The sequence below is a fragment of the Paenibacillus sp. FSL R7-0331 genome (genome assembly GCF_000758645.1).
GTDB lineage: Bacteria > Bacillota > Bacilli > Paenibacillales > Paenibacillaceae > Paenibacillus_AQ > Paenibacillus_AQ camerounensis.
Genome location: NZ_CP009284.1, coordinates 1358476 through 1383751 on the forward strand (window position 1 = coordinate 1358476; position 25276 = coordinate 1383751).

Genomic DNA, 25276 nt, shown 5'->3' on the forward strand with positions numbered 1-25276 from the left:
TTTGCTAAAAAACCAGCCGACCCGGGTAGCCCGGAATTGGCTGGTTCTATTTTGCCTGCGGATAAAAGCTGTGCTCGAACGGCTATTCCTCCAGGAATACCAGGCCGATAAAGTCCTCCGGCTCAATCCGCCCAAAATAATGCTTCAGATCAAGCCCGGACAGCGCCTCTCTGACCTCAGCATTCTCGTAACGTTTGCCGCGCAGTGCATCTTCCACATCCGCTACGTCACCGACGCCGAAGAAATCACCGTAGATTTTGATATCTTTAATGAGGGAATCCTCAATATCCATGCGGATATCGACCAGACCGGCCGGGAATTTGCGGGTATGCTTCACATTACTTTTCGGCGAGAGGCCGTAGTTCCAGTCCCAGTTCTGGTAATGCTCCTTGGAGATTTCATTAATGCGGACCCAGTCATCCATGGTCAGCTTGTACTGCGGAACCTCGGAAGCCTCCATACCGAAGATCGAGCGCAGCAGCCCCTCACGGAATTCCTCAATGGTCATATCGGTATTGCCGAGCAGGTCCTTGATGTTGGCAACCCGGCTGCGCACGGACTTTGTGCTCTTGGATTTGAACTTCTCCGGGTTCACGTTCAGGGAAGCTTGTACATCATCGAGATTCAGATCGAACATCAGGGTGCCATGGCTGAACATCCGTCCGCGGGTGGAGAACTGGGCGTTGCCGGAGATTTTGCGCTCGCCGACCTGCAGGTCGTTGCGTCCGCTAAGCTCAGCATTTACCCCCATAGACTGCAGATAGTCGATGACCGGCTGGGTGAATTTGAGGAAGTTGTGGAACGATTCCCCGTCATCCTTGGTGATGAAGCTGAAATTCAGGTTGCCGAGGTCATGATACACTGCTCCGCCTCCGGAGAGCCGGCGCACGACCTGGATGTTGTTTTCTTTTACATATTCCTGATTGATCTCTTCAATCGTATTCTGGTGCTTACCGATGATGATGGACGGGCTGTTGATATAAAAGAGCAGGTAGCTGTCGTCCATCGGGAGGTTTTTGAGCGCGAACTCCTCAATGGCCAGGTTGATCGAAGCGTCTGTAATGCCGGTGTTATCAATAAAGAGCATGGTATATTCCTCCGCCTGTACATGGTTAACTACTGCATTTATTCTAAACTAAAAGCTCGCATTTCACAAAATAGAAAGTATATTTCAGCTGGTAAAGCTAAGCTCAGCGGATGTTGAGCAGGTGCACAGGGGGCCTGGAGCAGGGCCGATGGGTGCAAGTCAGGTTACATTGGCAGAATAGTCTCACATCCATCATTGACGCGCTTCTGCGGTAAAGGCAATAATTGGGGCTATAGGTAACTCAATATGAGGCAAACAGAGGGAGTGTAGCGATGCTTGAAAAATATGGCCACGGCGGCGATTTGCTGACGGCAGCGGAGCTTTACGGGGAAGGCGCCAGGGACAGCGCTTTTATTGACTTCAGCGCTAATATTAACCCGCTTGGCCCGCCGCCGGCCGTATTGGAGCTATTGCAGGATGCTTCGGCTGCTGTTACGGCTTATCCAGACCCGGGGCACCGCCGGTTAAAAGCGCTGCTGGCCGCCGAGCTGGGTATCGGTACGGAATGGATTACTGTCGGCAACGGGGCTGCGGAGTCCATGGCGCTGCTGCTGCTGGCTGCAGCACCGCGTAGGGTGGGGATCGTCGAGCCCTGCTTCTCCGAATACCGCCAGCTGGCTGAGCAGTTCGGTGCGGAGGTACTCTCCGTCCAGGGAACGGAGGAGCAGGAGTACCGGGCGGAGGCGGAAGAAATCGCCGGTCTGCTGGAGCAGGTGGATCTGCTGTTCCTCGGCCAGCCGAACAACCCCAACGGCGTCCAGTATGCGCTGGACGACCTGCGGCTCCTGGCCCGCAAGGCAGAGGCCTGCGGGACCTTACTTGCCGTGGATGAAGCGTTCATCGACTTCATCCCGGAGGAGCGGCGGCAATCGCTGCTGCCGGAGCTGGGCGGGTTCCGTCATACGGTGCTAATCCGCTCGATGACGAAGTTTTTTGCCATTCCGGGGCTGCGGCTGGGGTTCACCATAGCAGCCCCGGAGCTTGCCGCGGGGATGAGCGGCAAGCAGGTGACCTGGAGCGTGAACGGCCTGGCGCAGCTGGCCGGAGAAGCCTGCCTGCGCAGCGGGCGCGGGTATGCGGCGCGCACGCGTGCGCTGATCGCAGCAGAGCGGGAGCTGCTGCGTGAAGGCTTGCGGCGGCTGGGCTGCAGCGTGCCGCCGGGCGAAGCGAACTTCCTGCTGGCGCAGCTGCCGGAAGGGTGGACAGCGGCGGCCATGCAGGAGCAGCTTGGCAGCCGGGGCATCCTCGTGCGCAGCTGCGCGATGTATCCCGGCCTTGCCGCCGGGCATATTCGTGTGGCCGTCAAGGGGCATGAGGACAATGCCCGGCTGCTGGGGGAGCTGGAGGCGGCTCTGTCCGGGAGATGAGCCTGTAGCGGCGGATTCCGCCAAGGGTAATTAATGCTGCTGTATTCTGCTGAAATCTGCTGAATGCTAATAAATACTGGAGCAATGAATCCTAGCGAATGCTATAGTTGGTTACGGATGCCAATGAGTACTGCTATTTTGCGGAAATACAGGCGTCCAGGCTAATTGAGTGGTTACGGTGGGAAGCTTGTTAGAAGGCAGGTAAATATTGCAGATGAGGGATGCTCAGCTGAGTATTTCTGAGGCGGATTAGGTGGAAAAACGCCATCTATTTTGGGGACAGCTACCGGTAAGAGGGAGTTAGGTGGAAAAAGGTCACTTAATTCTGCTGTTTTTGCCTGGTAGGAGGAAACCGGTCGGAAATAAGTAAGTATTTTCCAACTAATCATCATAAATCCGGAGAAATGAAGGTATTAAATGGAGAAAATCCAACTAAATGTCTGTGTTAGTGTAGCAGAAGTGGCATAGATGATATGGTGGGCGGAGTGACTGAGTAGGAAGCAGCATAGAATCAGTGGAGTAAAAGTGAAAGTATAAAGGTAAAGGTAAAGTATATGAAAAGTAAAGGGCGTGAATGGGTATGGCAGAAATAATGATTCCCTTTAAGCTTGCTGGCGGGGAGCGGTCGTACTGCTCTGGCGTTTGGCCCGGGCTGGTGCTGGCGTGGAAAGAGGAGCATCTGCTGCTGGAGTTGCCTGCCGAGGCGGATAGTATTTCGAGTGCAGTATACGGTGGAGGGATGAGCCGGCTGAAGCGGGCTGTGAACCAGTATGTCAGCCGTGACTATGAGTGCAGCAATCCGGTGCGCGATATGGAGAACAAGCTGACAGAATGGGGTTACCCGCTGGAAGGCTGCGCGGGTCTAATGACGGCAGTGCCGCTGGAGCATGCAGCGGTTGCTGAGGAGGATACAGGATCGGCAGGAATCTTTTGCTGCGTGACTGCGGCTGCGGGCAATGCGGCACGCGCCGGGGTGGAACGGAGTGTGCTGAAGGCCTACCGCCCGGGTACGATCAATATTATGCTCGGCATAGACGGTCTGCTTACTCCGTCAGCAATGGTGAACGCCGTGATTACAGCAACTGAAGCCAAGGCTGCTGCTCTGGCCGACCTTGGTATTACCGATTCCGAGAACGGGCTGACAGCTACAGGTACGACTACGGATGCAATTGTGCTGGCAGTCAGCGGAAGCCGCCGCTACGGGGCTGAGCATGTGTATGCCGGTACGGCAACTGATCTTGGGGGAGCGATTGGCAGGCTGGTATATGCAGCGGTAACGGCCAGCCTCCGCTCGGTGCAAGCTGTGCAGGAGCAGGCAAGGAAGAACGGCGAATGAGCATTCATCTGCGCTGGTCGTTTAAAAACCGGCAAATGGGCGCCGCGTTGAACCGGATATGGCGTGCTGTGAACACGGGTGCAGCGTATTACCGATTATGGAGCGCCAAGCAAACATATACCGGCATGAGCCGAATGAGCAGAGCTCAGCAAGCGGGCAGTGGTGCTCAGCCAATAGGGAGCGCCAAGCAAACATATACCGGCATGAGCCGAATGAGCAGAGCTCAGCAAGCGGGCAGTGGTGTGCAGCCAATAGGGAGTGCTCAGCAAACATATACCGGCATGAGCCGGATGTGGAGAGCTTGCCAAACGGAGCGTGCGCTGCGCCGGAAAGGGCAGACTCGGCAATTAAGCATAACGCCATGCCGGCCAAGGAGGGCTTGCCCGTGATGGCCGCAATCCTGCTGCTTGCCGCTTATGTGCTGGACCGCCTCATTGGCGATCCAAGGAGCCTGCCCCATCCGGTTGTGTTAATGGGCAAAGCCATCACCCTACTTGAGCGGGCAATCCGCCGCTGCTTCCGCCAGCCGCGCAGCCTGAAGCAGGCCGGTGTCCTGCTGCCCCTGCTGGTAGCAGGCGGCAGCTGGCTGACAACAGCTGTACTGCTCTGGCTGCTGTCACGAATATCGCCCTGGCTGGCACTGGCGGCCGAGGCCTGGCTGATCTCTACAACCATTGCCTCCAAGGGACTTAAGGATGCCGGGATGGCCGTCTATGCAGAGCTTAAGAAGGGTGACCTTCCGGCAGCCAGACAGGCGCTTGGTATGATTGTCGGCCGTGATACGGCTCAACTGGATAGTCCGGAGATTGTACGCGGTACGGTAGAGACGGTTGCCGAGAATATTGTGGATGCGATTATTTCTCCGTTATTCTACGCGCTGCTTGGCGGCGCACCGCTTGCTATGGCCTATCGTGCCGTGAACACACTGGATTCGATGACCGGCTATAAGAACGACAAATATATTAATCTCGGCTGGGCCTCTGCCCGGCTGGATGACGTTGCTAATTACATACCGGCGCGTATAACAGCACTGCTGTTAACCCTCTGCGCAAGGCTGCTCCGGCTGGACTGGCGCAGATGCTGGCAGACCGTTCGGCGTGATGCCCGCCTTCATCCAAGTCCCAACAGCGGCTATCCTGAATCAGCAGTAGCCGGAGCGCTGGGCATCCGTCTCGGCGGAGTGAATGTCTACCACGGTGTGGCCTCATTCCGCGCCTATATGGGTGAACCAGTCCGCAGTCTGGAACCGGATGATATTATTGTTACTTCCCGGCTGATGCTGCTTTCTTCCACTCTTTTTGTACTTCTTTGTGCAGCAGCTTCCTTCTTATGGAACGGAGGGTGAGCAGGACATTATGAATGGTCTAGCACGGGGAGAATCACACGGAACGCCTCTAATAGAGCTGGTACTATTGCGCCATGGGCACACGCAGTGGAATAAGGAGCGCCGTTATCTGGGGAGCAGTGATCTGCCGCTGCTGTCCGAAGAACGGGAGAAGCTGGCTGCGTGCAAAGCGCTGCCTGAGCTTACCGGGGAGTTCTGGCGGATATACTGCAGCGATCTGCTGCGCTGCAGGGAGACTTTGGAGGCAGTGGCGCCATCACTGGCAGCCCGGGCTGTATACGATTCAAGACTGCGGGAGACTTCCTTCGGGGAGTGGGAGGGTTGTACATATGAACAGCTCTGCGATAATCCGCTGTACAGAGACTGGATTGATGATCCTGAAGCAGTTACGCCGCCTGGCGGAGAAGCCTGGACAGCTTTTGCAGCCCGGCTGGAGCAGTTCCTGGCAACGTTGCTTAAGGAAGCAGAAGAATCAGAAACATCAGAAACATCAGGTGTACACCGCCCTGAACCCCAAAGGGGAAGCAGGCAGCAAGACAGTAAGGCTGCCGGTCTCCAGGGTCATGAACAGCAAAAGCTGCGCGTCCTGATCGTCACCCACGGCGGCGTAATCCGCCACTGGTTGACTGAGATACAGCCGGGGCTCACGTTCCGTACTGCAGCAGCTCCGCCTCCGGGAACGGCGGCAGTCATTCAGCTGCAGCATATGCCAACCCGCGCTTAGCGCGGGTTATTTGCTTTTCAAGCCTTCCGGCAGAGAGGCTTTATTTTACTGGAAAGTCAGCCAACCCTCAGCCATGCGCCGGCCGAGTTCTTTTGCCGAAGCAGCGTCATAATGCAGATAGTCGCCTTTATGGGTAAGCCCGTCCGACTCCGCCAGAAAAAACTTGTCAAAAACCGTTGCGGCTGACTCCAGCACCCGGTTAATCTGATCGGTATACGGGTATTCTTCCGGCCGGATGAATCCGCCCAATTTTGCCGAGATAAAAGGAACGTCCTGTGCATTCAGCTCCTCCCGCAGGCTGGTGATTAGCTTGAATAACCGGTCTTTGTAAGCTGAGGCATCTGCCTCCTGCTCGGAATCGCTCTCCCCCTGAGCCCATAGAATGCCGCTGAGCTGACCGCTCTCCATCGCCAGACGTGCCCGTATAACAGCCCGCTCATACAGATCCCCGCCGGGGACCCAGCGTTCAATCTTCGTTCCGCCCACCGCACAGGGAATCAGCCCTGCCGTTTCTCCGTTCAATGCCCCCAGAACGATCCGGGCGAAAGTCAGTCCTGGTCCTACACCCACCAGCGCAGGCTTGTCATTATGTACCGGCTCTTTTGCTTTTAGCCAGACCCCGTTATCGTCCAGCTTATAGATGTTTTTCTCAGGCTCTGCGTTGAAATCCGGCCCTTCCAGTGGCCCTCTGCCTGCCATATTGGATTGTCCGATTAACAAGAATAAGCGCATGCTGCAACACTCCTGTTCTTATTGTTCAAAACGCTGAATTTCACAAGGATACTAGCATACATAGTTTAGAATGACAATGACCAGGGATACGTAAACAGGAAGGCCGCCAGGTCCGCAGATAAAAAGCTCGAATCTTACAAATGAAGCTTATTTTTTTCCATTCCAGTGCCCGGGCGGAGCATGATAGGATTCTTGTAATAAGAGATTTGAATAGGAGACAGAGGGGCTGTTCTCGTGTAATGACGGCAGCAAATGTAGTAAAGGTAGTACATAAATAACGAGGAGGCTTTTTGACAAATGAAGCTGAACTTATCGGATATTGATCTGAAAAAGGTGACAGACAGCGTAGTCCATTACACACTTGGCATGGACCTGACCTGGAACTGGCCCTGCGGTGTTGCTTATTACGGGGTCAGCCGGGCTTTTGAAGTCACTGGGGAGCAAAGCTACCTGGAACGGATGGCCGGGTGGTGCGCGGAATATATAGAGGCGGGGCTGCCGGCAGAGTGGACGGTTAATACCTGCGCGATGGGCCATATGCTGCTCACACTCTATGAACAGACCAAGGAACAAAAGTACCTCGACCTGATTGTCAGCAAGCTGGATTATCTGCAGAACCGGGCCCTGCGTTTTGGGGAGCATGTGCTCCAGCATACGGTTTCAGCCAAAAATGACTTCCCGGAGCAGGCCTGGGCCGACACACTGTTCATGGCAGCCTATTTTGAATTACGTGCAGGCGTGCTGCTTGGGGAGAAAAAGTGGATCGATGATGCGCTCCACCAGTTCTTCTGGCATATCAACTACCTGCAAGATGAAAACACCAGTCTGTGGTATCACGGATATAATCACATTGAGCAGAATCACATGTCCGGCCTCTACTGGGCACGCGCCAACGCCTGGGCAGCCTACACCATGTCCAGAGTCGGTAAAATCCTGCCGGAAGCTTACCTGTATCCGCCGTATATGCACATTTCCAGCTCACTCCGAGACCAGCTCGCCGCCATTAAAAAGCTGCAAAAGCCTGACGGCCTCTGGGGAACCGTGCTTGACCATCCGGAAGCATACGGGGAAGTGTCGGCTACAGCTGGAATTGCCGCGGCAATGGTTATGCAGGGAAATCCGCTGCACGGGAAATATGTTAACCAGGCGCTGCAAGGCCTACTGGATAATATCGCCGATAATGGCCGTGTGCTGAACGTATCCGGCGGAACAGCAGTAATGAACGACCTGGCTGGCTATCTGGGCATCGACCGGAAATGGGCGCAGGGCTGGGGGCAGGGGCTGGCGCTGGCTTTCCTGTGTGGGGTGATTGAGCTGGGGCGGTAAAGGGGGACGCTCGGCCGGGCCAGCGTCTGAATTTACTCGTGAAAGGTCAGGCGGGGAGACGGTTAGGCTTCGCTAGGTAACTGTCCGCCAAAAAGTAAGCTGGGCAGTCATGCTCCTCATTGGCTAATTATCGCAAAAAGTCCGGCAGAACAGTGTTGCTCCATTATTAAGTAACTATATACAAAAAAACAGGCGGATCAGCGTTGTTCCCTAGATTGGGAGCAACACCGATCCGCCTGTTTTAATTGCGGTCCCGGCTCCGCCAACGGACCCAGAAGGCGTTATTTGTTGGGTTTCGCGGGTATTTCTGATCTAACGGACTCAGCAGCCGCTATGTACCGCCAGATGACCCCAGAGGCGTGATTTGGCAGTAAATAAGATCACTTGAGTCCGTTACGTTGGGCAAGGGGACGAATTTGCGGATATAACGTCATCTGAGTCCGTTAGGCTGGTGGCTAGGTTAGTTCTGAAGCTTGAGCACCCGTGCTTAGCTCTCGCAGCAGAGTCAGCAATAGAGTTAGTAGTGGAGTTAGTAATAGAGTTCAGCCAGCAGGATTAAGCAGTAGAATTCAACCCACTGAGTTAGTAGTAGTGTCTAGCAGTAGGCCGAGCAGCAGAGTCTATCAGCACAGAAGTAAAGCCCAGCAGTAGAGCCAGTAGTAAAGCCGGCACTAAATTCCAAAAGTGTAGGCCAACAGCAGTTCCCGGCATTAGACTCCCCGCCATCTTCCCTCAGCTAGTGCGCCTTAAAGAACTTGTACGAAATCAGGCGCCGCCGGCAAGGGCAGACGGCGAGGGCCACACAGCGGATGCTATAGAAAAAGCCCACGCGCGAGGCGTGGGCTATCAACCATTTAACATCAACCACTAAACAAACCTCAGTCAGTCCACGACTGATAGACCCGCCGCACCTCGCGGAACGACTGCTTGGGCTTGCGGTATTCGTTGACCAGGCCCTTGTTGTTGAAGCCGCGGGCCCGGTCGCGGAAGTTCCTGCTGCTGCTCTTCAGGTCGCCGCGGATATCGGCGAACTGCCAGATGTAGGTGCCGCCGATCTTCGGGTCAGCGCGGAAGATGTTCAGCGCTTCAGTCACGATATGCGCCTGATAGTCCTCGCTGAACAGCCGCGGCTCCCAGCCGACGTCCCCGAACAGTCCGGCACCGCCGAACTCGGTCATCAGCACCGGCGTGCCGCCCGCTCCCAGCTGCTCCGCCCGCTTATGGAACTGCTCCAGCATGCCCTTGAAGCCGCTGACCTCGCCTTCATACCAGCCAAAATATTTGTTGATGCCGATCACATCAAACAGCGGCAGCAGAATGTCCTCCAGCGGATGCATGGTCGCATAGGTGACAAGCCGTGAGGTGTCCAGCTTCCGCACAAGTCCGATCAGTGCTTCTGTAAAGGCATAGGCTTCCTGCGTGCGGGTATCGATCTCGTTGTGTACAGACCAGAACACCACGCTCGGATGATGATAATGCGTCCCGATCATCTCTTCAATCATGGTCAGGGCGCGGTCCCGGAACAGCGGCTCACTGACGGACTCATTTGGCAGGAAGCAGCCCCAGATCGGAATCTCGCTCCAAAATACAAGCCCGTTCTCATCTAGCAGGTCAAGCCAATAGGAGCTTTGCGGATAATGGGAACCCCGGACGGTATTGCAGCCCAGCTCCAGAATGATATCCAGCTCCTTATGCATCAGCTTAGGCGGAAAAGCAAAGCCCCATTCCGGATGCTCCTCATGCCGGTTCACACCCTTCAGATAGACCGGGGCGCCGTTGATCAGAATCCGGTGGTCTTTGGTCTCTATAGTGCGGAAGCCGATCCGCTCGATTTTGTCATCATGCGCTGTCCGCAGCTGGAACGTATATAATTCCGGCTTGCCGACATTCCACAGGCGGACATCCGCCAGCTGCAGCTTAATTACATGGTTTACTATTTGTCCTGCCTCTACCTGCACATCCTCCGCGTGCAATTCCTGCCCGCCTTCACTGAGCACCAGCCTGGTCGCCAGCGCATCCGTCAGCAAAGAGCGCAATTGCACCTGAACAGACAATTCAGCCTTTGCACCCTGCAGCTCATAATCAATCTTCAGCTGTTCAATATAGAGGTCCGGCAAAAACTGCAGCTCCACCGAGCGGATGATGCCGCCGTAATGGAACCAATCCACCTGCTCCGTCGGAATGGTGAAGCGGTCCAGCGTGCTGTCAGTCCGGATAATCAGCTCATGCTCTCCTGCAGCCAGAGACGGCACAAGGAACTCAAAAGGTGTAAAGCCGCCGTAGTGATAACCCAGATGCTGCCCGTCCAGATAAACATCGGAATGGCCCTGCACCGCGTGGAAAATCAGCCGGACATTCTGCTCACTACCCAGCACGATTTTTTTGCGGTACCAGCCGATACCCTCATATTCATACATTCCCAGCTCGTTATTCCAGCAGGAAGGGACGTAAAGGGTCTGTTGAGAATGTGGAAAACGCTCAAACCATTTTTTCTCAAGGCCTTCATTTAAAGGGTCTTTCGCGAAATCCCAAGGCCCGTCCAGCAGCTCTGATACGCGGATATTATGCTGACGAAAAGTTCTTAACAAGTGTGTGCGCCTCCCCGTTATTGTGCGATGGCATTGTCTTTTGCGGACATCATGTTAGTATGGATAGTATCATTTACCATTACGGCATTGAATAGAAAAAAACAATAATGTCTTGTATAAATCGCGCCTGCAGCAGCAAAGGGGAGACTGTCTTGGAAGAGAATGCCTATAACCTGAATGATCTTAGCGTGCATATTCATTTTGTGCTGGATAAAGTGACTTTTCCGGGCTGGGAGGACATCCGCAACATGGTCAATGTGCACAGCCTGTACTGGATTCATGAGGGGGAGGGGATTTTCCGGACCAATGTGGAGCATAAGGTGCAGGCAGGGATGCTTGCTTATCTGAAGCCCGGCCTCAAAATGTCCATGCGTTCAGAAATGGAAGCCCCGCTGCGCATCACGATGCTGCTGTTCGATTGTGCGGAGCTCGGCTATGATGCGGTCTGGAGGAACGTCCGGCCGATAGAGACACTCCGGCTTCCTTTTCTGAGCCAGTATGGCCCCCGGCAGGCTGAGGAGATAGGGGTTATGTTCCGTGAGATTAACCAGGAGTGGCTGCCGGGGCAGACTGCCGGAACGGCCGTTTCCCGTGCCAAAACACAGATTCTGCTTCATAAGCTGCACCAGAGTGTACAGGCGGACTGGAATCTGATGGAGTCGGGGGCTTTTGCCGCTTTTGAGCAGATCAAGAGCAAGCTTGAGAATGCCTACATGGACCATCACCGGATTGAAAAAATGGCGGAGGAGTATGGCATTTCAGCCTCGTACCTGCGCAAGCTTTTCCTGAAATATACCGGCATGGGGCCGAAGGAATATCATATGCATATCCAGAACCAGCAGGCGTGCCGCTACCTTACGTTTACGGATTATCCGGTGCGGGAAATTGCCAAGCTGTGCGGCTTCTACGAGGAATACCATTTCAGCAAAATGTTCAAGCAGCTGAACGGCGTATCGCCGACAGCCTACCGGAGCAGCCAGCGAACCGGGGAGTGAAGGACCGGGAGGAACCACAGGCGGGAGAAAATGCCGGGTCTGTGGTTCTTTTTTTACGGAAAAGATTATGCCATGATAGCTACAGGGGGCGACTTACGGATGTTTAATGATTTCAGGCTCATTGCCGGGCGGCCGGTGTATGTGCAGGTTAAGGATTATATGAAAAGTCTCATTCTCAAGGGTGCCCTTCAGGGGGAGCAGAAGCTGCCCTCTACCCGGGAACTGAGCCTGCTGCTCAAGGTCAGCCGCAACTCTGTAATCTCCGCCTATATGGCGCTGGAGGATGACGGGTTCGCCTATACGGTGCAGGGACAGGGGAGTTATGTCAGTAACGCAGCCCTCCCGGAGAATACAGCAGCACCCGCCTGGAGCGTGGACTGGAAAAGCCGCCTGAGCAGCAGGGCGCTGCTGGCCGAAGAGCTGGATATTATGAAACGCGGCATCCGCGCGGGGAAGGACACGATTTCTTTTACCAGTATCGCACCGGATGAAAGCCTGTTCGATCTGGATAATGTAAAACGCGCCTTTCTGGGGCGGATGTCTGTAGAAGGCAATGTTCTGCTGAACTATGGTTATGCCAAGGGGTATAAGCCTTTGATAGATTATTTGCGGCAATATATGGAGCATAAGGGCGTAGACATGCGCGGCAAGGATCTGCTGATTACGAACGGGTTCACGGAGGGTTTTGATATTGTGCTGTCAGCGCTGGGGCAGCGGCACGGGAAGGTGCTGTGCGAGAATCCGACCCATCATACGGCGCTCAAAAACCTGCAGCTGAACGGCTTCGGCATCCGCGGGGTCGCTATGGAGCGTGACGGCATCCATCTCGGTGAGCTGAAGCAGGCGCTGGAGGAAGGAATGTATGATTGTGCCTACCTCGTGCCGTCCTACCACAATCCCACCGGAATCGTCATGTCTCCCGAGAAAAGGCTGGGCGTGATGAAGCTGATGGCCGACTATGGTGTGCCGGTGATTGAGGACGGGTTCAACGAGGAGCTGCGCTATTCCGGCTCACATGTGGCTCCGCTGATCGCGGCGGCCGGGGGCGGCAACAGTGTGATTTATCTGGGGAGCTTTTCCAAGGTGCTGTTCCCCGGGCTTAGAGTAGGCTGGGTGCTGGCGGACCAGGAGCTGATCTACTATCTGGAAAGTGTCAAAAGAGCCCGCAGCATCCACACCTCGACGCTTGACCAGTCCATTCTGTATCAATATTTGCTCGGCGGGAATTTAGAAAAGTATCTCAAACGGGCCAGAACGGAATACAAGCGTAAATATGAGCTGACGATGGCATACTGTAAGGAGTTTTTGCCGGATTGCAAGGTGAGCGGGGACGGGGGATTGCATCTGTTCGTCACTTTTCCCGAGGGCTTCAGCACACGAGAGCTGTTGGCGGCGTGCCGGGAGCAGGGGGTTATTTTTACGATGGGGGATATGTTCTTTACAGACGGAACAGGACAGAACACGCTGCGGCTGGGCTTTTCCAGGGTGGCGGATGACGATATACGCAGGGGAATCGGGATTATCGGCAGGACAGCACGGCAACTACTACTCGGATGAGATGAAAAGGGGAATGGGGATATGTTAAAAGTAGGCGTAATTATGGGCGGAGTGTCCTCTGAATACGAAGTGTCGCTGAATACCGGTAAAGAGATGCTGAAACATCTGGACCGGAGCAAGTATGAGGCGGTGCCGGTTATCATTGAGGAGCGCGGACAGCTGATTGCTGCGGTAAAAGGGCTGGATTTCGCGCTGCTGGCGCTCCACGGCGCCTACGGTGAGGACGGAACGGTCCAGGGAACGCTGGAAACGCTCGGTATCCCCTACTCCGGGAGCGGTGTGCTGGCGAGCAGCCTGTGCATGGATAAGCATCTGTCCAAAACCATTCTCCGCAGCAAAGGCGTGCTGACCCCGAATTGGCTGTGCTGGGAGAGCATGGAGGACTATTCTGAGGAAGCTGTGGGACAGCTGGGCTACCCGGTTATGGTAAAGCCAAACTCCGGCGGCTCCAGCATCGGCATGTCCAAGGTGGATAATGCTGAGGGGCTGCGTGAGGCGGCGGAAAAAGCTTTTGCCGAGGATCGTGCGATCCTGATCGAGGCCTTCACCGAAGGGCAGGAGATTACCTGCGCTATCCTTGGCGGGGAGCTGCTGCCGGTGATCGGCATCCAGTCACTGGGTGCGGAATGGTTCGATTACAGCGCCAAATATGAGCAGGGCGGGGCGGATGAGCAGGTTATCCAGCTGTCGCTGGGTACACATGAACGGGTGCGGACGGCAGCATTCGCCTGCTACAAGGCGCTGAAATGCTCCGTATACGCCAGAGTGGATATGCTGCTGCAAAAAGGCGTGCCTTACGTGCTTGAGGTAAACACGCTGCCGGGCATGACCGGAACGAGCCTGCTGCCGCGCAGCGCTGCTGCTGCCGGATATACATTCAGCGGCTTGCTGGATGCCATTATTGAGGGCTCGCTGCGGGAGCGAGGGGAAGATGCGGGGCGGAGTATGGGCGCGGCCGGGGAGGAAGCGCCGGATGTGCATGCTGAACATAAGCAGGCTGCAAAGGGGCTTAACACAGGAGCCGCGGCGGCCGCAGCACATGCAGCAGCAGAGAAAACAGGCATACGGGAGGTGACCAGCCATGTTTAATGAGCCGGTGTTTGCGCACACGCAGGGGTGGATTTCCCCTCGTGTGCGGGAGATAGCGCCTTCGGGCATCCGCGCTTTTTTTGATCTTACAGCAGGTAACAACGATATTATTTCACTTGGTGTGGGGGAGCCTGACTTCAAAACACCGGAGCATATCCGGGCGGCATGTATCCGGGCACTGGAGCGCGGCGAGACCACGTACACGCCCAACAGCGGGCTGCCCGAGCTGCGGGAGGAGATCGCACAGTATCTGTATAAAGGCTTCGGGCTGGGCTATCAGGCTGCCGACGAGGTCATCGTTACCGTAGGCAGCAGCGAGGCGCTGGATCTGGCGCTGCGTGCGTTCACAGCTCCCGGGGATGAGATTATCATCCCTTCTCCCAGCTACATCGCATACTCGCCGATCGCTCATTTGAACGGTGGCGTAATTGTCGAGGTGGAGACTACGGCGGAGCAGGGCTTTAAGCTGACGGCTGAAGCGCTGGAAAAGGTGATTACACCGCGCTCCAAGCTGCTGGTGCTGAACTTCCCTAGCAATCCTACCGGGGCGGTGATGTCTTACGAAGACTGGCTGCCGGTTGCCGAACTGGTGAAGCAGCATAACCTGCTGGTCCTGTCAGATGAAATCTATGCCGAGCTGACCTATGACAGCAGGCATGTCAGCATTGCCTCGCTTCCGGGTATGCAGGAGCGGACGATCCTGATCAGCGGCTTCTCCAAGGCGTTCGCCATGACCGGCTGGCGTGTGGGCTACGCCTGCGGCAACCGCGAGCTGCTGGCCGCGATGCTCAAGATCCATCAGTATACCGCGATGTGTGCACCGGTGCTGGGACAGATCGCCGCCCTCGAATCCCTGCGCAGTGGCTTGGGGGATAAGGACCGGATGAAGGAGGTCTTCCGGCAGCGCCGAACGCTGTTCGTCGAGGGTCTTCGGACCATCGGGCTGGACTGCCGCGAGCCGGAGGGGGCGTTCTACGCCTTCCCGTCGATTGCCCGAACAGGAATGCGTTCGGAGGAGTTTGCGCTACGGCTGCTGCAGGAGGCAGGGGTTGCTGCTGTTCCCGGGCATGTGTTCGGAACTGGCGGCGAAGGCCATATCCGCTGCTCTTATGCAGCTTCTACAGCTAAGCTGAATGAGGCGCTTGAGCGGATGGAGGGCTTTATGAAGGTAAAAATGTAATTGTAAGATCATGGCATATCCCCTATAATCCTTGAAGAAGAAAAGGGGATAGGGCAATGAGAGGTGTGCTGATGCATAACGGCAGCACACGGGAGCTCCCTTCTTCGGATGGGGGCTTTTTTGCGTGAATCGGGCTGCCGGTCATAGGTTGCCGGGCCGGGCTGGGAGGCTGTTCGGAGGGACTTGCGCCTTTTCGCGGCTACCGCTTAAGCGAGCTCTGGAAGCCTTCTCTGGGCGGGGATCGCCCAATACTTCCCGAGGTCCATGGAATCATGGATCTATAACTCCTGAAGCTTTCTGAGCCAGCTTGGCTGATGTATGCTCTGTTCAGCTGTAACGGACACAGATGACCTTATTTGCTCGTTTCAGCCATTTTGAACCCGCTAACGGACTCCAATGCACTTATTACTCACAAAAACCGTCTCGTTGGCTATTAGGTAAGCAAATAAAGGCTCCCGAGTCCGTTAGCCCAGGGAATTATCTGCATGCTGATTGATAAGGGCTGTACGGTCCGTTAGAGATGATTGGCTCTTTAGTGGCACTGCGTTGGCGAGGATATGTGTTAAGGAACAACGGTGGTCAGCTATCGGCAGAGGGTTAACGGCTGGTGGCTGATGTTGAGCAGCTAGTGGCAGAGTTTAGGTTACGCAGATAGTATGGAATGTGGGTTAGACGATACATAGGAGGAATAAGGATGCATTCAGCAATCGAGCAAGTAATCAACAGAATCACACCGGCCGATCAGGAAGCGGTCCGGCGGGCGGAGCAGCGTCTGGACATTTTGACCAAGCCCCCGGGGAGTCTGGGAAGGCTGGAGGAGCTTGCCGTACGGCTGGCGGGTATTTCCGGTACGGAGCAGCCGGCTTACAGTAAGCGTACGGTGGTTGTTATGGCCGCTGACCATGGTGTTTGCAGCGAAGGGGTCAGTGCTTTTCCGCAGGAGGTCACGGTTCAGATGGCCTACAATTTCCTCAGCGGCGGCGCAGGGGTGAATGTGCTGGCCCGCCAGGCCGGAGCAGAGGTGAAGCTGGTTGATATCGGCATAGCTCAGGATGTCAGCCATCCTGAGCTAATCGCCCGTAAAGTGCGCTACGGCAGCGGTAATATGGCGCAGGGGCCGGCAATGAGCCGGGATGAAGCGCTGCAGGCCATTCTGGCCGGAATCAGTGTGGCTGAGGAAGCGGTGCTGGGCGGAACAGAGATTTTTATTACCGGCGAAATGGGCATCGGCAATACAACAGCCAGCGCAGCAGTACTGTGCGGGCTTGAAGGGATTCCGGCGGAGACGGCAGTCGGACGGGGCACGGGCATTGACGATGAACGGCTGCGGCATAAGATCGCCGTTGTGGAGCGGGCGCTGGAGCTTAATGCGCCTGATCCGGAGGATGCTATTGATGTGTTATCCAAGGTCGGCGGACTTGAGATCGCTGGCTTGGCCGGGCTTATATTGGGCGCTGCGGCAGCCCGGGTTCCTGTTGTGCTCGACGGCTTCATTTCCGGGGCAGCGGCGCTTGTTGCCAAGGCGCTTGCGCCGGAGTCTATCCACTATATGGTCGCCTCCCATATCTCCGGTGAGCAGGGGCATAAGCTGATGCTGGAGCGGCTTGGACTGACAGCGCTGCTTGACCTTGGGCTGAGGCTGGGTGAGGGAACCGGCGGCGTGCTCTGCCTGCATCTGGTTGAAGCGGCCAGCCGGATTATGCGAGAAATGGCTACCTTCGAAAGCGCAGGCGTCTCGGGAGCGGAGAGCCGATGAGCATTCTGGTTACAGGCGGTGCGCGCAGCGGCAAAAGCGGCTTCGCCGAACGCCTGACGCTGTCGCTGGCAGAGCAGGCGGTATATGTGGCGACAGGACAAGCCTTCGATGAAGAGATGAAGGCGCGGATTGCGCTGCACCGCCGGCAGCGTGAAGAGAGCGGCGGACAATGGGCGACGATGGAGGAGCCGCTTGACCTGCCGGGGCTGCTGCAACAGCTCTCCGGGGGCAAGGCAGTGCTGGTGGACTGTCTGACCCTCTGGCTGTCCAATGTGCTGCTGGCTGTTGAAAGCGAGCCTGACAGGCAGGAGAGGGTGGAGCATGAAATTACCCGGCTTGAGAACAGTGTATCCTCCTTCCAAGGGACTCTGGTGCTTGTGACGAATGAAGTTGGTGACGGAATTGTACCGGAGTATGCGCTCGGACGGCTGTACCGGGATCTGGCCGGCAGGATGAATGCAAGGCTGGCGGCACGCGCTCAGCAGGTTTTTCTGGTCACTGCCGGTATCCCGGTAGAGCTCAAGAGCTTGGAGTATAAGCTGTGAGCGCGCGCAGGGATGCCGCTGCCGCGTTTCAGTTTCTGTCCCGCTTTCCGGTCAAGGACGGCGGTGATTTCTCGACGGAGCTTCTGCGGCGCAGCGTAGTCTATTACCCGCTGGTCGGGGCAGCCATCGGGCTTAGCGCAGCGGCAGCAGCCGCGGCTTCCGCGTGGCTGCTGCCGGTATGGCCCGCTGCTGTCATAACCCTCATCCTGTGGGTGGGACTGACCGGCGGGCTGCATCTGGACGGCTGGATGGACAGCGCCGATGCGCTGCTCAGCTACCGCTCAAGGGAGCGGATGCTGGAGATTATGAAGGACAGCCGCGTAGGGGCCATGGGCGTGCTCGCCTGCGTGCTGCTCCTGCTGCTGAAGGCAGCGCTCCTGGCAGCTTTTATCGGGGGCAGCCGTTACTACGAGCTGCCGCTGCTTCTGCTGCCGCCGGTGTGGAGCCGCTGGTACATGGTGCGGGCGATGGCCCGCTTCCCCCTGGCCCGCAGCAATGAAGGCCTGGCAGCGAGCTATGACGCGCTGCCGGTCCGCCAGGAGCGGCGCGCTATGCTGCTCGCCGCTCTGCTAACGCTTCCCGCAGCCGCAGCACCGCTGGTGCTCGGCGCGGGAGGCGTGGCGTGGCCGCAGCATCTGGCGGCGGCCTGCCTGGCACCGCTGGCCGCCGTAGCCTGCGGCGGGTACGCGGCGCGCAAGATCGGCAGCCGGCTCGGCGGGCTCACCGGCGATGTGTACGGCGCGCTGAACGAGCTGCTTGAAGCAGCATTGCTGCTGCTGCTCGTGCTGCTGCAGCACAATCTGCTCTAGCAACCTGATGCAGCCATAAAGAGGGGGAGCTGGCGTGCGCCGCCCTTTCTTGCAGCAGATGTTAGTCAGCTGGGTGCTGATCAAATTAGGTGATATTCTGCACTTAATTCTCCCTCCAACAGCAGAAATATAGGGCTAGTTGGAAAAACTCCACTTAAATGTGCCCAATTCGCCACTAGAGGGATATTTGGACAGGATTAGATGGAGTTTTTCTATCTAATCCTCGTTAAATATGAAAAATGATGGATTTAAGTGGCGAAAATCCAACTAATCTACGAGCAAGCCCCTTAAGTTCAAGGGAGAGGGAAGCTGTATCCTTAATCCTGCAATTCAGCAGCAGCCTCTGCCGCACGCAGCAATCCAAGAGCAGGAAGGAGCGAGGAATATTCACATGGAGAAGCAAACAAAGCAGCAAACAGTTACATATGCACAGCGGCAGCCTGCGGCAGTGCTGATGATCCAGGGTACTGCCTCAGATGTCGGCAAAAGCCTCGTCACCGCCGCCATCGGACGGATTATGGTGCAGGACGGATACCGTGTAGCCCCGTACAAATCACAGAATATGGCGCTGAATTCCTACGTTACCGAGGACGGTAAGGAAATCGGCCGGGCCCAGGGGATGCAGGCCGAGGCCTTTGGCATTACCGCAACCACCGATATGAATCCGATTCTGCTGAAGCCGTCGGGGGAGATGAGTGCGCAGATTGTAGTGCATGGTGTGCCGCATACGGCGCTTAGTGCCAGAGAGTACCGCGAGAAATTTCTTCCAGAGGCCAAGGATACGGTAATGTCTGCGCTCGGCAGGTTGCGCGAGGCCTATGATGCTGTGCTGATGGAGGGCGCAGGCAGCCCGGCGGAGATTAATCTGAAGGCACGGGATATCGTCAATATGAATCTCGCAGGCTGGGCAGATGCTCCGGTTATTTTGGTTGCGGATATTGACCGGGGAGGCGTGTTTGCTTTTCTTGTAGGTACGCTGGAGCTGCTTGAGCCGCATGAGCGGGCTCGCGTCAAAGGCTTTATCATCAATAAGTTCCGCGGGGATCTTTCGCTGCTGCAGCCGGGGCTGGATTGGCTGGAGCAGCGTACCGGCATTCCGGTGCTCGGGGTGCTGCCTTTCCTGCCGCAGCTGCGGATTGAGGCGGAGGACTCCGTAGTGCTCGATGCAGCCCCGGCGCAGCTGTCCGGCAGCGCCAAAGAGCTGGACATTGCGGTCATCCGCTATCCGCGCATCTCGAACTTCACTGACTTCGATCCGCTGCAGGCTGAGCCGGATGTCTCAGTGCGTTACGTAAATACTGCCGCAGAGCTCGGCACGCCGGATGTTATCATTCTGCCGGGCACGAAGAATACCGCGGCGGATCTCGCATTCCTGAGGCAGCAGGGGTTCCCGGCAGCAATCGCAGCTGTACTCCGCCAGGGGACCCTGCAGCTGGCCGGTATCTGCGGTGGCTATCAGATGCTGGGACGGAAGCTGCTTGATCCGGATGCTGTGGAGAGCGCAGATCCGGGAGAAAGCGCCGGGCTTGGTTATCTGCCGCTGTCGACGGTATTTCTGCAGCACAAAACGACTGTACGGGTAACAGGTGTGCTGGACAGCGGCCATCCGCTGCAATTAGGCGGAATGAATCTGCCGGAGGCCGCAAATATTGCTGTCGGCGGATACGAAATCCATATGGGAGCAACAACGAATCATGATGCTGCTGCAGTCCGCAGCCTGTTCAGACTGGAAAGGGAAAACGGGCAGGAGGAGCTTGAGGGCTGGGGAACCCCTGACGGGAGAATATGGGGAACCTATCTGCACGGCCTGTTCCATAATGACCGGCTGCGCCGCAGCTGGCTTGATGGCATACGTCAGGCTAAAGGGCTTACACCGCTTGAAGCTACCTTCTCGGCAGCAGGTCTGCGTGAGCAGGAGTTCAACCGGCTCGCCTCATCCGTGCGGGAGAACCTGAACATGGAAGCTGTGTACGCAATAATGGGCCTGCCCGGAAAAGAGGGATAACCATGTTAATGGCAATACTGTTGTTCGTAGTAGCAGGACTGGCCGAGATCGGCGGCGGTTATCTGGTCTGGCTGTGGCTGCGCGAATCCCGCCCGCTCTGGTACGGGCTTACAGGCGCAGTCATCCTGATCGCATACGGTATCATCCCGACCCTGCAGAAATTCCCGTCCTTCGGGAGAGTGTACGCGGCATACGGGGGCGTGTTCGTCGTGCTGGCAGTCCTGTGGGGCTGGCTGGTCGACAAAAAAACACCGGATATGTACGACTGGATCGGCGCCGCCATCTGCATCATTGGAGTATCCGTCATCCTCTGGGCGCCAAGAAGCTAGCTAACGGACTGAAATGATCTTATTTGCCGCCACAAATCCATCTGTTCCTTCTAACGGACCCCAGTGCCGTTATTCAGCCATTGTGAAGCAAAAAGCACGCTCTGGTCCGGCAATAAAGGCTCCTCAGTCCGTTAGCGCCGCCAAATACGGCAGATAGAGAAAATAACGGCGCTGCAGTCCGTTAACGGGTTTGCAGAAATCCAGGCGCAGAATCCGGGCGGGAGTTCCAAGAAGCCAAACTAGCCAGGAGCCGAATCGGACAGCTTACCGGGCTGGATTGTACCCGTGTGCCGGCGACAGCGGACCGTTGGAAACGCATGGACTGCGTTGTTTGACGGTTAAGTACCTTTGCTGTAATCCGCCTGGAGGTGCAGCCATGAAGCAAGTAGCACGTCTCCTGCATCTTGCTCCAATTCAAAAAGGGACTCCACAGAAGCCTGCCGCGTAGCGGCGCTTCCATGGAGTCCCTTTATTCTTAAATCTTGAACTGGGCTACAGCCTTCTGCAGCTTGATAGCCTGCTCATGCAGATGCTCTACAGTCAGAGCGTTGCCTTCCAGCTCCTGATGCTGCCGCGCAGAATCTCCGGCCAGCGAATCTGCGATCGTCTGCGACATCGCAGTGATCTGTGCAGCCTCTTCAACGGAGGCGCTGACTTCCTCGGTCCCGGCGGAGATTTCCTGGGTAGCAGCCGATACGGACTGGATGCTGTGGCTGATGCTCTGAATCAGAATGAGCAGGTGGCTAAAGGCGTCGCCTGCGGCAACGACCTTGCCAACTCCGGAGGATACCTCTGCGTTGACTTGGTTCATTTCCTCTACCGAACGGTTCATATCCTGCTGCAGGCTGAGCAGGAATTCACGGATCTGCTCGTTGGATTCCTTGGACTGCTCGGACAGCTTGCGGACCTCTCCGGCTACTACGGCGAAGCCCCGGCCATGCTCACCGGCACGGGCAGCTTCGATGGATGCATTCAGAGAGAGCATCTGAATCTGCTTCGTAATTTCGGTAATGCCCTGAACCACTTCGCCGATCATCTGCGACCGCTCATTCATAATGCGGAACTGCTCAAGGGAATGCACGGAGGCAAGCTCTACCTGGCGCATCTGCTCCACAGCACTCTGTGCGACCTCATTACCGCCGCTTGCTTCTGCTGATGCCTCGGTAATCTGCTCGGTTACTTCGCCCGCTGCTGAGGCGATATGCTGGATGCCGACATTGATCTCCTCCATCGCTCTGGAGTTCTCAAAAGCACTGCTGGCAATGGTTGCGCTGCCCTTGCTGATCTCAGTTACGGACTCGGCGGAGCGTTCAGCCATTCCGTTCAGCACCTCGACCCGTGTCTTCAGATCATTGGCATCTGCAACAACAGTATCGGAGGTTTCAAGCACCTGGCTGATCATGTCCTTCAGCTTGTGGCCCATGCTGCGGAAGCTTTCAGCCAGCTGGCTGACCTCGTCATTCCCCCTGACCGTCAGCTCCTGGGTGAAATCGCCCCCTGCAAGCTTGTTGCTGTAGGCTGTGAGCTGGGTGAGCGGCCGGGTGATTCTGCGGGTCATGAAATAGGCGGCAGTGAGGCCGACAATAAGGGAAGCAAGGGTGATGGCGATACTGGTCCAGACGATGCTGTCGATTTTATCCTGGACAAAACCCACATCATAGCTTACCCCAACCAGCATGGTGCTGCCGGGGACGCCTACATATGCAGTTCTATGTATACCGTAGTTGTCACTATATGTATCGCTGATTCCTTGCTTGCCTTTAGAGGCCTGGGTCATTATTGCATTTACGGCAAGACTGTCACCCGGCTTCAGCTTGGAGTCTTGATCAGCAGCCAGCACAGTTGCTTTGTCTTCGGCGAGACTGATCAGGAAGATGCTCTCCACATCATGCTGTGCCCGTTTATCCTTAAAATAGAATTTAAGATTGGTTGCAGCCTGCTCGCTCTGGTTAAGGGTCTGCTGGGCATGCGTTGCATTCATGCCTTTGTAAGAATCCTGGGCCGCTGCAGTTAAATTCTTGTTAATCTGCGGCATAACATAGCTGTCGATAGTACTCATGGAAATAAAGTAGAAGCTGATACTTAGCACAAGAGACGTTAGCAACAATACCGCAAACAAAAGAAGCGTGAATTTGCGGCTGATCGAATTTTTAAAGCGTACCATTTCATTCTCTCCTTTATCGTTTGGATGCATCGTATATCCCACTGCAACGCTTCTCTGTAAAGCAGACACAGTATATTCCGCAGGTATAGGTCATATTAAGGATATCGGTTTAGGCAATAGGGTTGATAACTATTTTATAGAATTAACCTCCGGTTGAATAGTGAAATATACAATAATGATGCACAATTTTCTGAAATAATTTAATAATTACCGGATGTAATTCGTTATTTGCGAAAATATACAGAGAAATGGATGAATTTGCTGTACCAAAATTTCATGGCGTGTAAGCTTTTATTATGGTAGAGTAATATTGTTTTGTTCCGGCATAACATCATAACCGCGGTTCGTAACCATCCCGCGTAACCAAAACTAGGAGGATTTACAGATATATGTTTAATTTGCTGTGGGGAATTTTGTTTGTGATTGTCAATTTTGCTTTTTTTCTGGTCTGCTACCGTCTGTTCGGCAAAAAGGGTCTGTACGCCTGGGTGGGAATAGCGACGGTTATTGCTAATATCCAGGTCGCCAAGACGATTGAGATGCCCTTTGGAATTGTAATGACGCTCGGCAACACAATGTATGTCACCTTATATCTGACCAGTGATCTTCTGAATGAGAAGCATGGCCGTGCTGAAGCTCGTAACGCGGTCTGGTTCGGATTCTTCACGCTGCTGATGACGACGGCGATTATGCAGATGGTGCTTGTATTTGAGCCGCAGGAGACGGATATTGCCCAGTCCTCCCTGACAACGATCTTCGGCTTAATGCCGAGGCTGGCGCTGGGCAGTCTTACCGCTTACTTTATCAGCCAGTTTCTGGATGTACGCCTGTACGCCTGGATCCGCAAATATTACGGCAGCTCCCGCCAGCTATGGATTCGCTCGAACGGCAGCACGATGATCAGCTCCTTTGTCGATACGCTGATTTTCTGCACAATTGCCTTTGCCGGACTATATGATCTGAAGGTATGGACGGAGATTCTGCTGACAACCTATCTATCCAAGTTCCTGCTGACCGGCGCCGGCACGCCTATCCTCTACATCGCCCGTTCCTTCAGCTTTGCTGAAGAGACCGGAGCCCGCAAGGATAATGACGGTGCAAAGCTTGAGCTGTAAAAGAATACGTATGCCTCAGTCGGCAAGACAGCCGGCTGAGTACAAATAAAAAAGCAGCTGGTCCCCCGGAAATGGGCCAGCTGCTTTTTTATGCAGAAATAAGAGGTTAAACAGCCTGCGGCTGTCTATAGATGAAGAACCGTCAGCTCCTTGGGGAAGCTCGTCAGGGTGACCGGTCCTTCGGGTGTAATGAACACATCATCCTCGATGCGAACTCCGCCGAGACCCGGCACATAGATGCCCGGCTCAACAGTGAATACATTGCCGTGCTCAATAATATCGGTATTCAACCCATGCATGGAGGGATATTCATGGGTATCCATGCCGAGGCCGTGGCCGACCCGGTGCATGAAATATTCGCCGTAGCCTGCTGCCTCAATAACATCCCGGGCAGCCTTGTCCACCGAGCCGAAGGTGGCTCCGGCCCGGGAAGCATCAATGCCGGCCATGTTGGCGGCCAGAACAGTATTGTAAATCTCAACCAGCCTGCTGTCGATTTCGCCGACTGCAAAGGTACGGGTAATATCGGAGGCATAGCCTGCCGCATATACGCCCATATCGAACATCAGCAGATCACCGGGCTGGATGATCCGGTCGCCCGGCACGCCATGCGGCAGCGCTGTATTCGGACCGGAGAGCACCATGGTATCGAAGGATGGGCCGGAGGCGCCGACCTTTTTCATCAGATACTCAAGCTCGGCAACCAGCTCAATCTCAGTCACTCCGCTTTTGATATGGCCCAGTCCGCGGCGGAGAACTTCTTCTACCAGTTCGGCAGCCTGCTTCATCCGGCTGATCTCCTCAGGAGTCTTTCTGGCGCGCATAGCACGCAGCAGGTGACCAATGTCGCTGAAGCTGCCGGCAGGTACTGCCGCTGCCAGCAGTTCATAGCGGCTTACAGAGAAGTGCTCCTTTTCAATGCCGAAGGCTCCGGGTGCTGTGCCGCCAAAACGGGACTGGAGCAGCTCATACGGATTATCCGTATCGCTATGTGTCAGGATTGTTGTAACCGAGGAGGCGGCCTGCGCTGCCTCGCTGTCAAGTGCCGGGACAATCAGGACAGGCTCTTCACCGCGGATCAGCAAAAGGCCCAGAAACCGCTCATGCGGGTTCGAGGCAAATCCGGTCAGATAGTATACATGCTTGGGATCGGTTACCAGCAGGGCATCCAGCCCGCCGGCTGCCATTCCTTGCTCCAGACTTTTCAGAGCATCGTTCATTTAAGAT

The 25276-nt window shown here is 55.6% G+C and carries 20 protein-coding genes; 15 read left to right on the top strand and 5 right to left on the bottom strand.

Features of this window, described 5'->3' with window-relative positions:
- Positions 1–82 precede the first annotated feature (82 nt).
- Positions 83–1087, bottom strand: a complete 1005-nt coding sequence (locus R70331_RS05845) for a lipoate--protein ligase (protein ID WP_042173659.1) — start codon at positions 1085–1087, stop codon at positions 83–85.
- A 272-nt stretch (positions 1088–1359) separates the two neighbouring features.
- On the opposite strand from R70331_RS05845, the gene cobD reads away from it, so the two are divergent.
- The 4 genes from cobD (at position 1360) to R70331_RS05870 (ending at position 5859) form a co-directional block, all read left to right on the top strand.
- Positions 1360–2454, top strand: coding sequence for a threonine-phosphate decarboxylase CobD (gene cobD, locus R70331_RS05850; RefSeq protein WP_042173661.1), 1095 nt, complete (start codon positions 1360–1362; stop codon positions 2452–2454).
- Positions 2455–3034: 580 nt separating this feature from the next.
- The gene (locus tag R70331_RS05855) at positions 3035–3790 is read left to right on the top strand and encodes an adenosylcobinamide amidohydrolase (protein WP_042173662.1); all 756 of its coding nucleotides are present in this window, start codon (positions 3035–3037) and stop codon (positions 3788–3790) included.
- A 385-nt stretch (positions 3791–4175) separates the two neighbouring features.
- On the top strand, positions 4176–5135 hold the full coding sequence (gene cbiB, locus R70331_RS05865) for an adenosylcobinamide-phosphate synthase CbiB (protein ID WP_042173667.1): 960 nt from the start codon (positions 4176–4178) through the stop codon (positions 5133–5135).
- Between the two features lie 10 nt (positions 5136–5145).
- Complete coding sequence (locus R70331_RS05870; RefSeq protein ID WP_081947484.1) at positions 5146–5859, top strand: histidine phosphatase family protein; 714 nt, start codon at positions 5146–5148, stop codon at positions 5857–5859.
- Between the two features lie 45 nt (positions 5860–5904).
- Here R70331_RS05870 and R70331_RS05875 read toward each other — a convergent pair whose 3' ends face one another.
- Positions 5905–6591 (bottom strand): sialate O-acetylesterase, encoded by a 687-nt coding sequence (locus R70331_RS05875; protein WP_042173668.1) that lies wholly within the window; start codon positions 6589–6591, stop codon positions 5905–5907.
- Between the two features lie 297 nt (positions 6592–6888).
- Between R70331_RS05875 and R70331_RS05880 the strand changes: the two genes are divergently transcribed.
- On the top strand, positions 6889–7917 hold the full coding sequence (locus R70331_RS05880) for a glycoside hydrolase family 88/105 protein (protein WP_042173670.1): 1029 nt from the start codon (positions 6889–6891) through the stop codon (positions 7915–7917).
- Between the two features lie 878 nt (positions 7918–8795).
- Here R70331_RS05880 and R70331_RS05885 read toward each other — a convergent pair.
- Positions 8796–10505 (bottom strand): glycoside hydrolase family 2 protein, encoded by a 1710-nt coding sequence (locus tag R70331_RS05885; protein WP_042173672.1) that lies wholly within the window; start codon positions 10503–10505, stop codon positions 8796–8798.
- A 152-nt stretch (positions 10506–10657) separates the two neighbouring features.
- On the opposite strand from R70331_RS05885, the gene R70331_RS30355 reads away from it, so the two are divergent.
- The 9 genes from R70331_RS30355 (at position 10658) to R70331_RS05930 (ending at position 20770) form a co-directional block, all read left to right on the top strand.
- A complete protein-coding gene (locus tag R70331_RS30355; protein WP_052418940.1) occupies positions 10658–11500 on the top strand; it encodes a helix-turn-helix transcriptional regulator in 843 nt (280 codons plus the stop codon).
- A gap of 99 nt (positions 11501–11599) precedes the next feature.
- A complete protein-coding gene (locus R70331_RS05895; RefSeq protein WP_042182235.1) occupies positions 11600–13057 on the top strand; it encodes an aminotransferase-like domain-containing protein in 1458 nt (485 codons plus the stop codon).
- A 21-nt stretch (positions 13058–13078) separates the two neighbouring features.
- Positions 13079–14146, top strand: a complete 1068-nt coding sequence (locus R70331_RS05900) for a D-alanine--D-alanine ligase (protein ID WP_081947486.1) — start codon at positions 13079–13081, stop codon at positions 14144–14146.
- Complete coding sequence (locus tag R70331_RS05905) at positions 14139–15326, top strand: aminotransferase class I/II-fold pyridoxal phosphate-dependent enzyme (RefSeq protein WP_042173674.1); 1188 nt, start codon at positions 14139–14141, stop codon at positions 15324–15326. The genes R70331_RS05900 and R70331_RS05905 overlap by 8 nt, the downstream gene beginning before the upstream one ends.
- Positions 15327–16020: 694 nt before the next feature.
- Positions 16021–17082, top strand: a complete 1062-nt coding sequence (gene cobT, locus R70331_RS05910; protein WP_042173676.1) for a nicotinate-nucleotide--dimethylbenzimidazole phosphoribosyltransferase — start codon at positions 16021–16023, stop codon at positions 17080–17082.
- Positions 17079–17627 carry a bifunctional adenosylcobinamide kinase/adenosylcobinamide-phosphate guanylyltransferase gene (gene cobU, locus R70331_RS05915; RefSeq protein WP_042173678.1) on the top strand — a complete coding sequence of 183 codons (549 nt, stop codon included), beginning with the start codon at positions 17079–17081 and terminating at the stop codon, positions 17625–17627. The genes cobT and cobU overlap by 4 nt, the downstream gene beginning before the upstream one ends.
- On the top strand, positions 17624–18436 hold the full coding sequence (gene cobS, locus R70331_RS05920) for an adenosylcobinamide-GDP ribazoletransferase (RefSeq protein WP_042173681.1): 813 nt from the start codon (positions 17624–17626) through the stop codon (positions 18434–18436). The genes cobU and cobS overlap by 4 nt, the downstream gene beginning before the upstream one ends.
- A 391-nt stretch (positions 18437–18827) precedes the next feature.
- A complete protein-coding gene (locus R70331_RS05925) occupies positions 18828–20441 on the top strand; it encodes a cobyric acid synthase (RefSeq protein ID WP_042173684.1) in 1614 nt (537 codons plus the stop codon).
- Between the two features lie 2 nt (positions 20442–20443).
- Complete coding sequence (locus R70331_RS05930; RefSeq protein ID WP_042173686.1) at positions 20444–20770, top strand: YnfA family protein; 327 nt, start codon at positions 20444–20446, stop codon at positions 20768–20770.
- A 475-nt stretch (positions 20771–21245) separates the two neighbouring features.
- On the opposite strand, the gene R70331_RS05935 is transcribed toward R70331_RS05930, so the two are convergent.
- The gene (locus tag R70331_RS05935) at positions 21246–22934 is read right to left on the bottom strand and encodes a methyl-accepting chemotaxis protein (protein ID WP_042173689.1); all 1689 of its coding nucleotides are present in this window, start codon (positions 22932–22934) and stop codon (positions 21246–21248) included.
- Between the two features lie 389 nt (positions 22935–23323).
- Here R70331_RS05935 and R70331_RS05940 point away from each other — a divergent pair, with 389 nt between their 5' ends.
- A complete protein-coding gene (locus R70331_RS05940; RefSeq protein ID WP_042173691.1) occupies positions 23324–24049 on the top strand; it encodes a queuosine precursor transporter in 726 nt (241 codons plus the stop codon).
- A 125-nt stretch (positions 24050–24174) separates the two neighbouring features.
- Here R70331_RS05940 and R70331_RS05945 read toward each other — a convergent pair whose 3' ends face one another.
- Positions 24175–25269 carry a M24 family metallopeptidase gene (locus R70331_RS05945; RefSeq protein WP_042173693.1) on the bottom strand — a complete coding sequence of 365 codons (1095 nt, stop codon included), beginning with the start codon at positions 25267–25269 and terminating at the stop codon, positions 24175–24177.
- Positions 25270–25276: the final 7 nt, after the last annotated feature.

What these genes read in the sequence shown, in the direction of transcription:
- R70331_RS05845 (WP_042173659.1), bottom strand. Translation starts at nt 1,087, where the DNA reads ATGCTCTTTATTGATAACACCGGCATTACAGACGCTTCGATCAACCTG.
- R70331_RS05900 (WP_081947486.1), top strand. Translation starts at nt 13,079, where the DNA reads ATGTTAAAAGTAGGCGTAATTATGGGCGGAGTGTCCTCTGAATACGAA.
- R70331_RS05880 (WP_042173670.1), top strand. Translation starts at nt 6,889, where the DNA reads ATGAAGCTGAACTTATCGGATATTGATCTGAAAAAGGTGACAGACAGC.
- R70331_RS05870 (WP_081947484.1), top strand. Translation starts at nt 5,146, where the DNA reads ATGAATGGTCTAGCACGGGGAGAATCACACGGAACGCCTCTAATAGAG.
- R70331_RS05935 (WP_042173689.1), bottom strand. Translation starts at nt 22,934, where the DNA reads ATGGTACGCTTTAAAAATTCGATCAGCCGCAAATTCACGCTTCTTTTG.
- cobU (WP_042173678.1), top strand. Translation starts at nt 17,079, where the DNA reads ATGAGCATTCTGGTTACAGGCGGTGCGCGCAGCGGCAAAAGCGGCTTC.
- R70331_RS05895 (WP_042182235.1), top strand. Translation starts at nt 11,600, where the DNA reads ATGTTTAATGATTTCAGGCTCATTGCCGGGCGGCCGGTGTATGTGCAG.
- R70331_RS05940 (WP_042173691.1), top strand. Translation starts at nt 23,324, where the DNA reads ATGTTTAATTTGCTGTGGGGAATTTTGTTTGTGATTGTCAATTTTGCT.
- R70331_RS05925 (WP_042173684.1), top strand. Translation starts at nt 18,828, where the DNA reads ATGGAGAAGCAAACAAAGCAGCAAACAGTTACATATGCACAGCGGCAG.
- cobD (WP_042173661.1), top strand. Translation starts at nt 1,360, where the DNA reads ATGCTTGAAAAATATGGCCACGGCGGCGATTTGCTGACGGCAGCGGAG.
- R70331_RS05855 (WP_042173662.1), top strand. Translation starts at nt 3,035, where the DNA reads ATGGCAGAAATAATGATTCCCTTTAAGCTTGCTGGCGGGGAGCGGTCG.
- R70331_RS05945 (WP_042173693.1), bottom strand. Translation starts at nt 25,269, where the DNA reads ATGAACGATGCTCTGAAAAGTCTGGAGCAAGGAATGGCAGCCGGCGGG.
- R70331_RS05875 (WP_042173668.1), bottom strand. Translation starts at nt 6,591, where the DNA reads ATGCGCTTATTCTTGTTAATCGGACAATCCAATATGGCAGGCAGAGGG.
- R70331_RS05905 (WP_042173674.1), top strand. Translation starts at nt 14,139, where the DNA reads ATGTTTAATGAGCCGGTGTTTGCGCACACGCAGGGGTGGATTTCCCCT.
- R70331_RS05930 (WP_042173686.1), top strand. Translation starts at nt 20,444, where the DNA reads ATGTTAATGGCAATACTGTTGTTCGTAGTAGCAGGACTGGCCGAGATC.
- cobT (WP_042173676.1), top strand. Translation starts at nt 16,021, where the DNA reads ATGCATTCAGCAATCGAGCAAGTAATCAACAGAATCACACCGGCCGAT.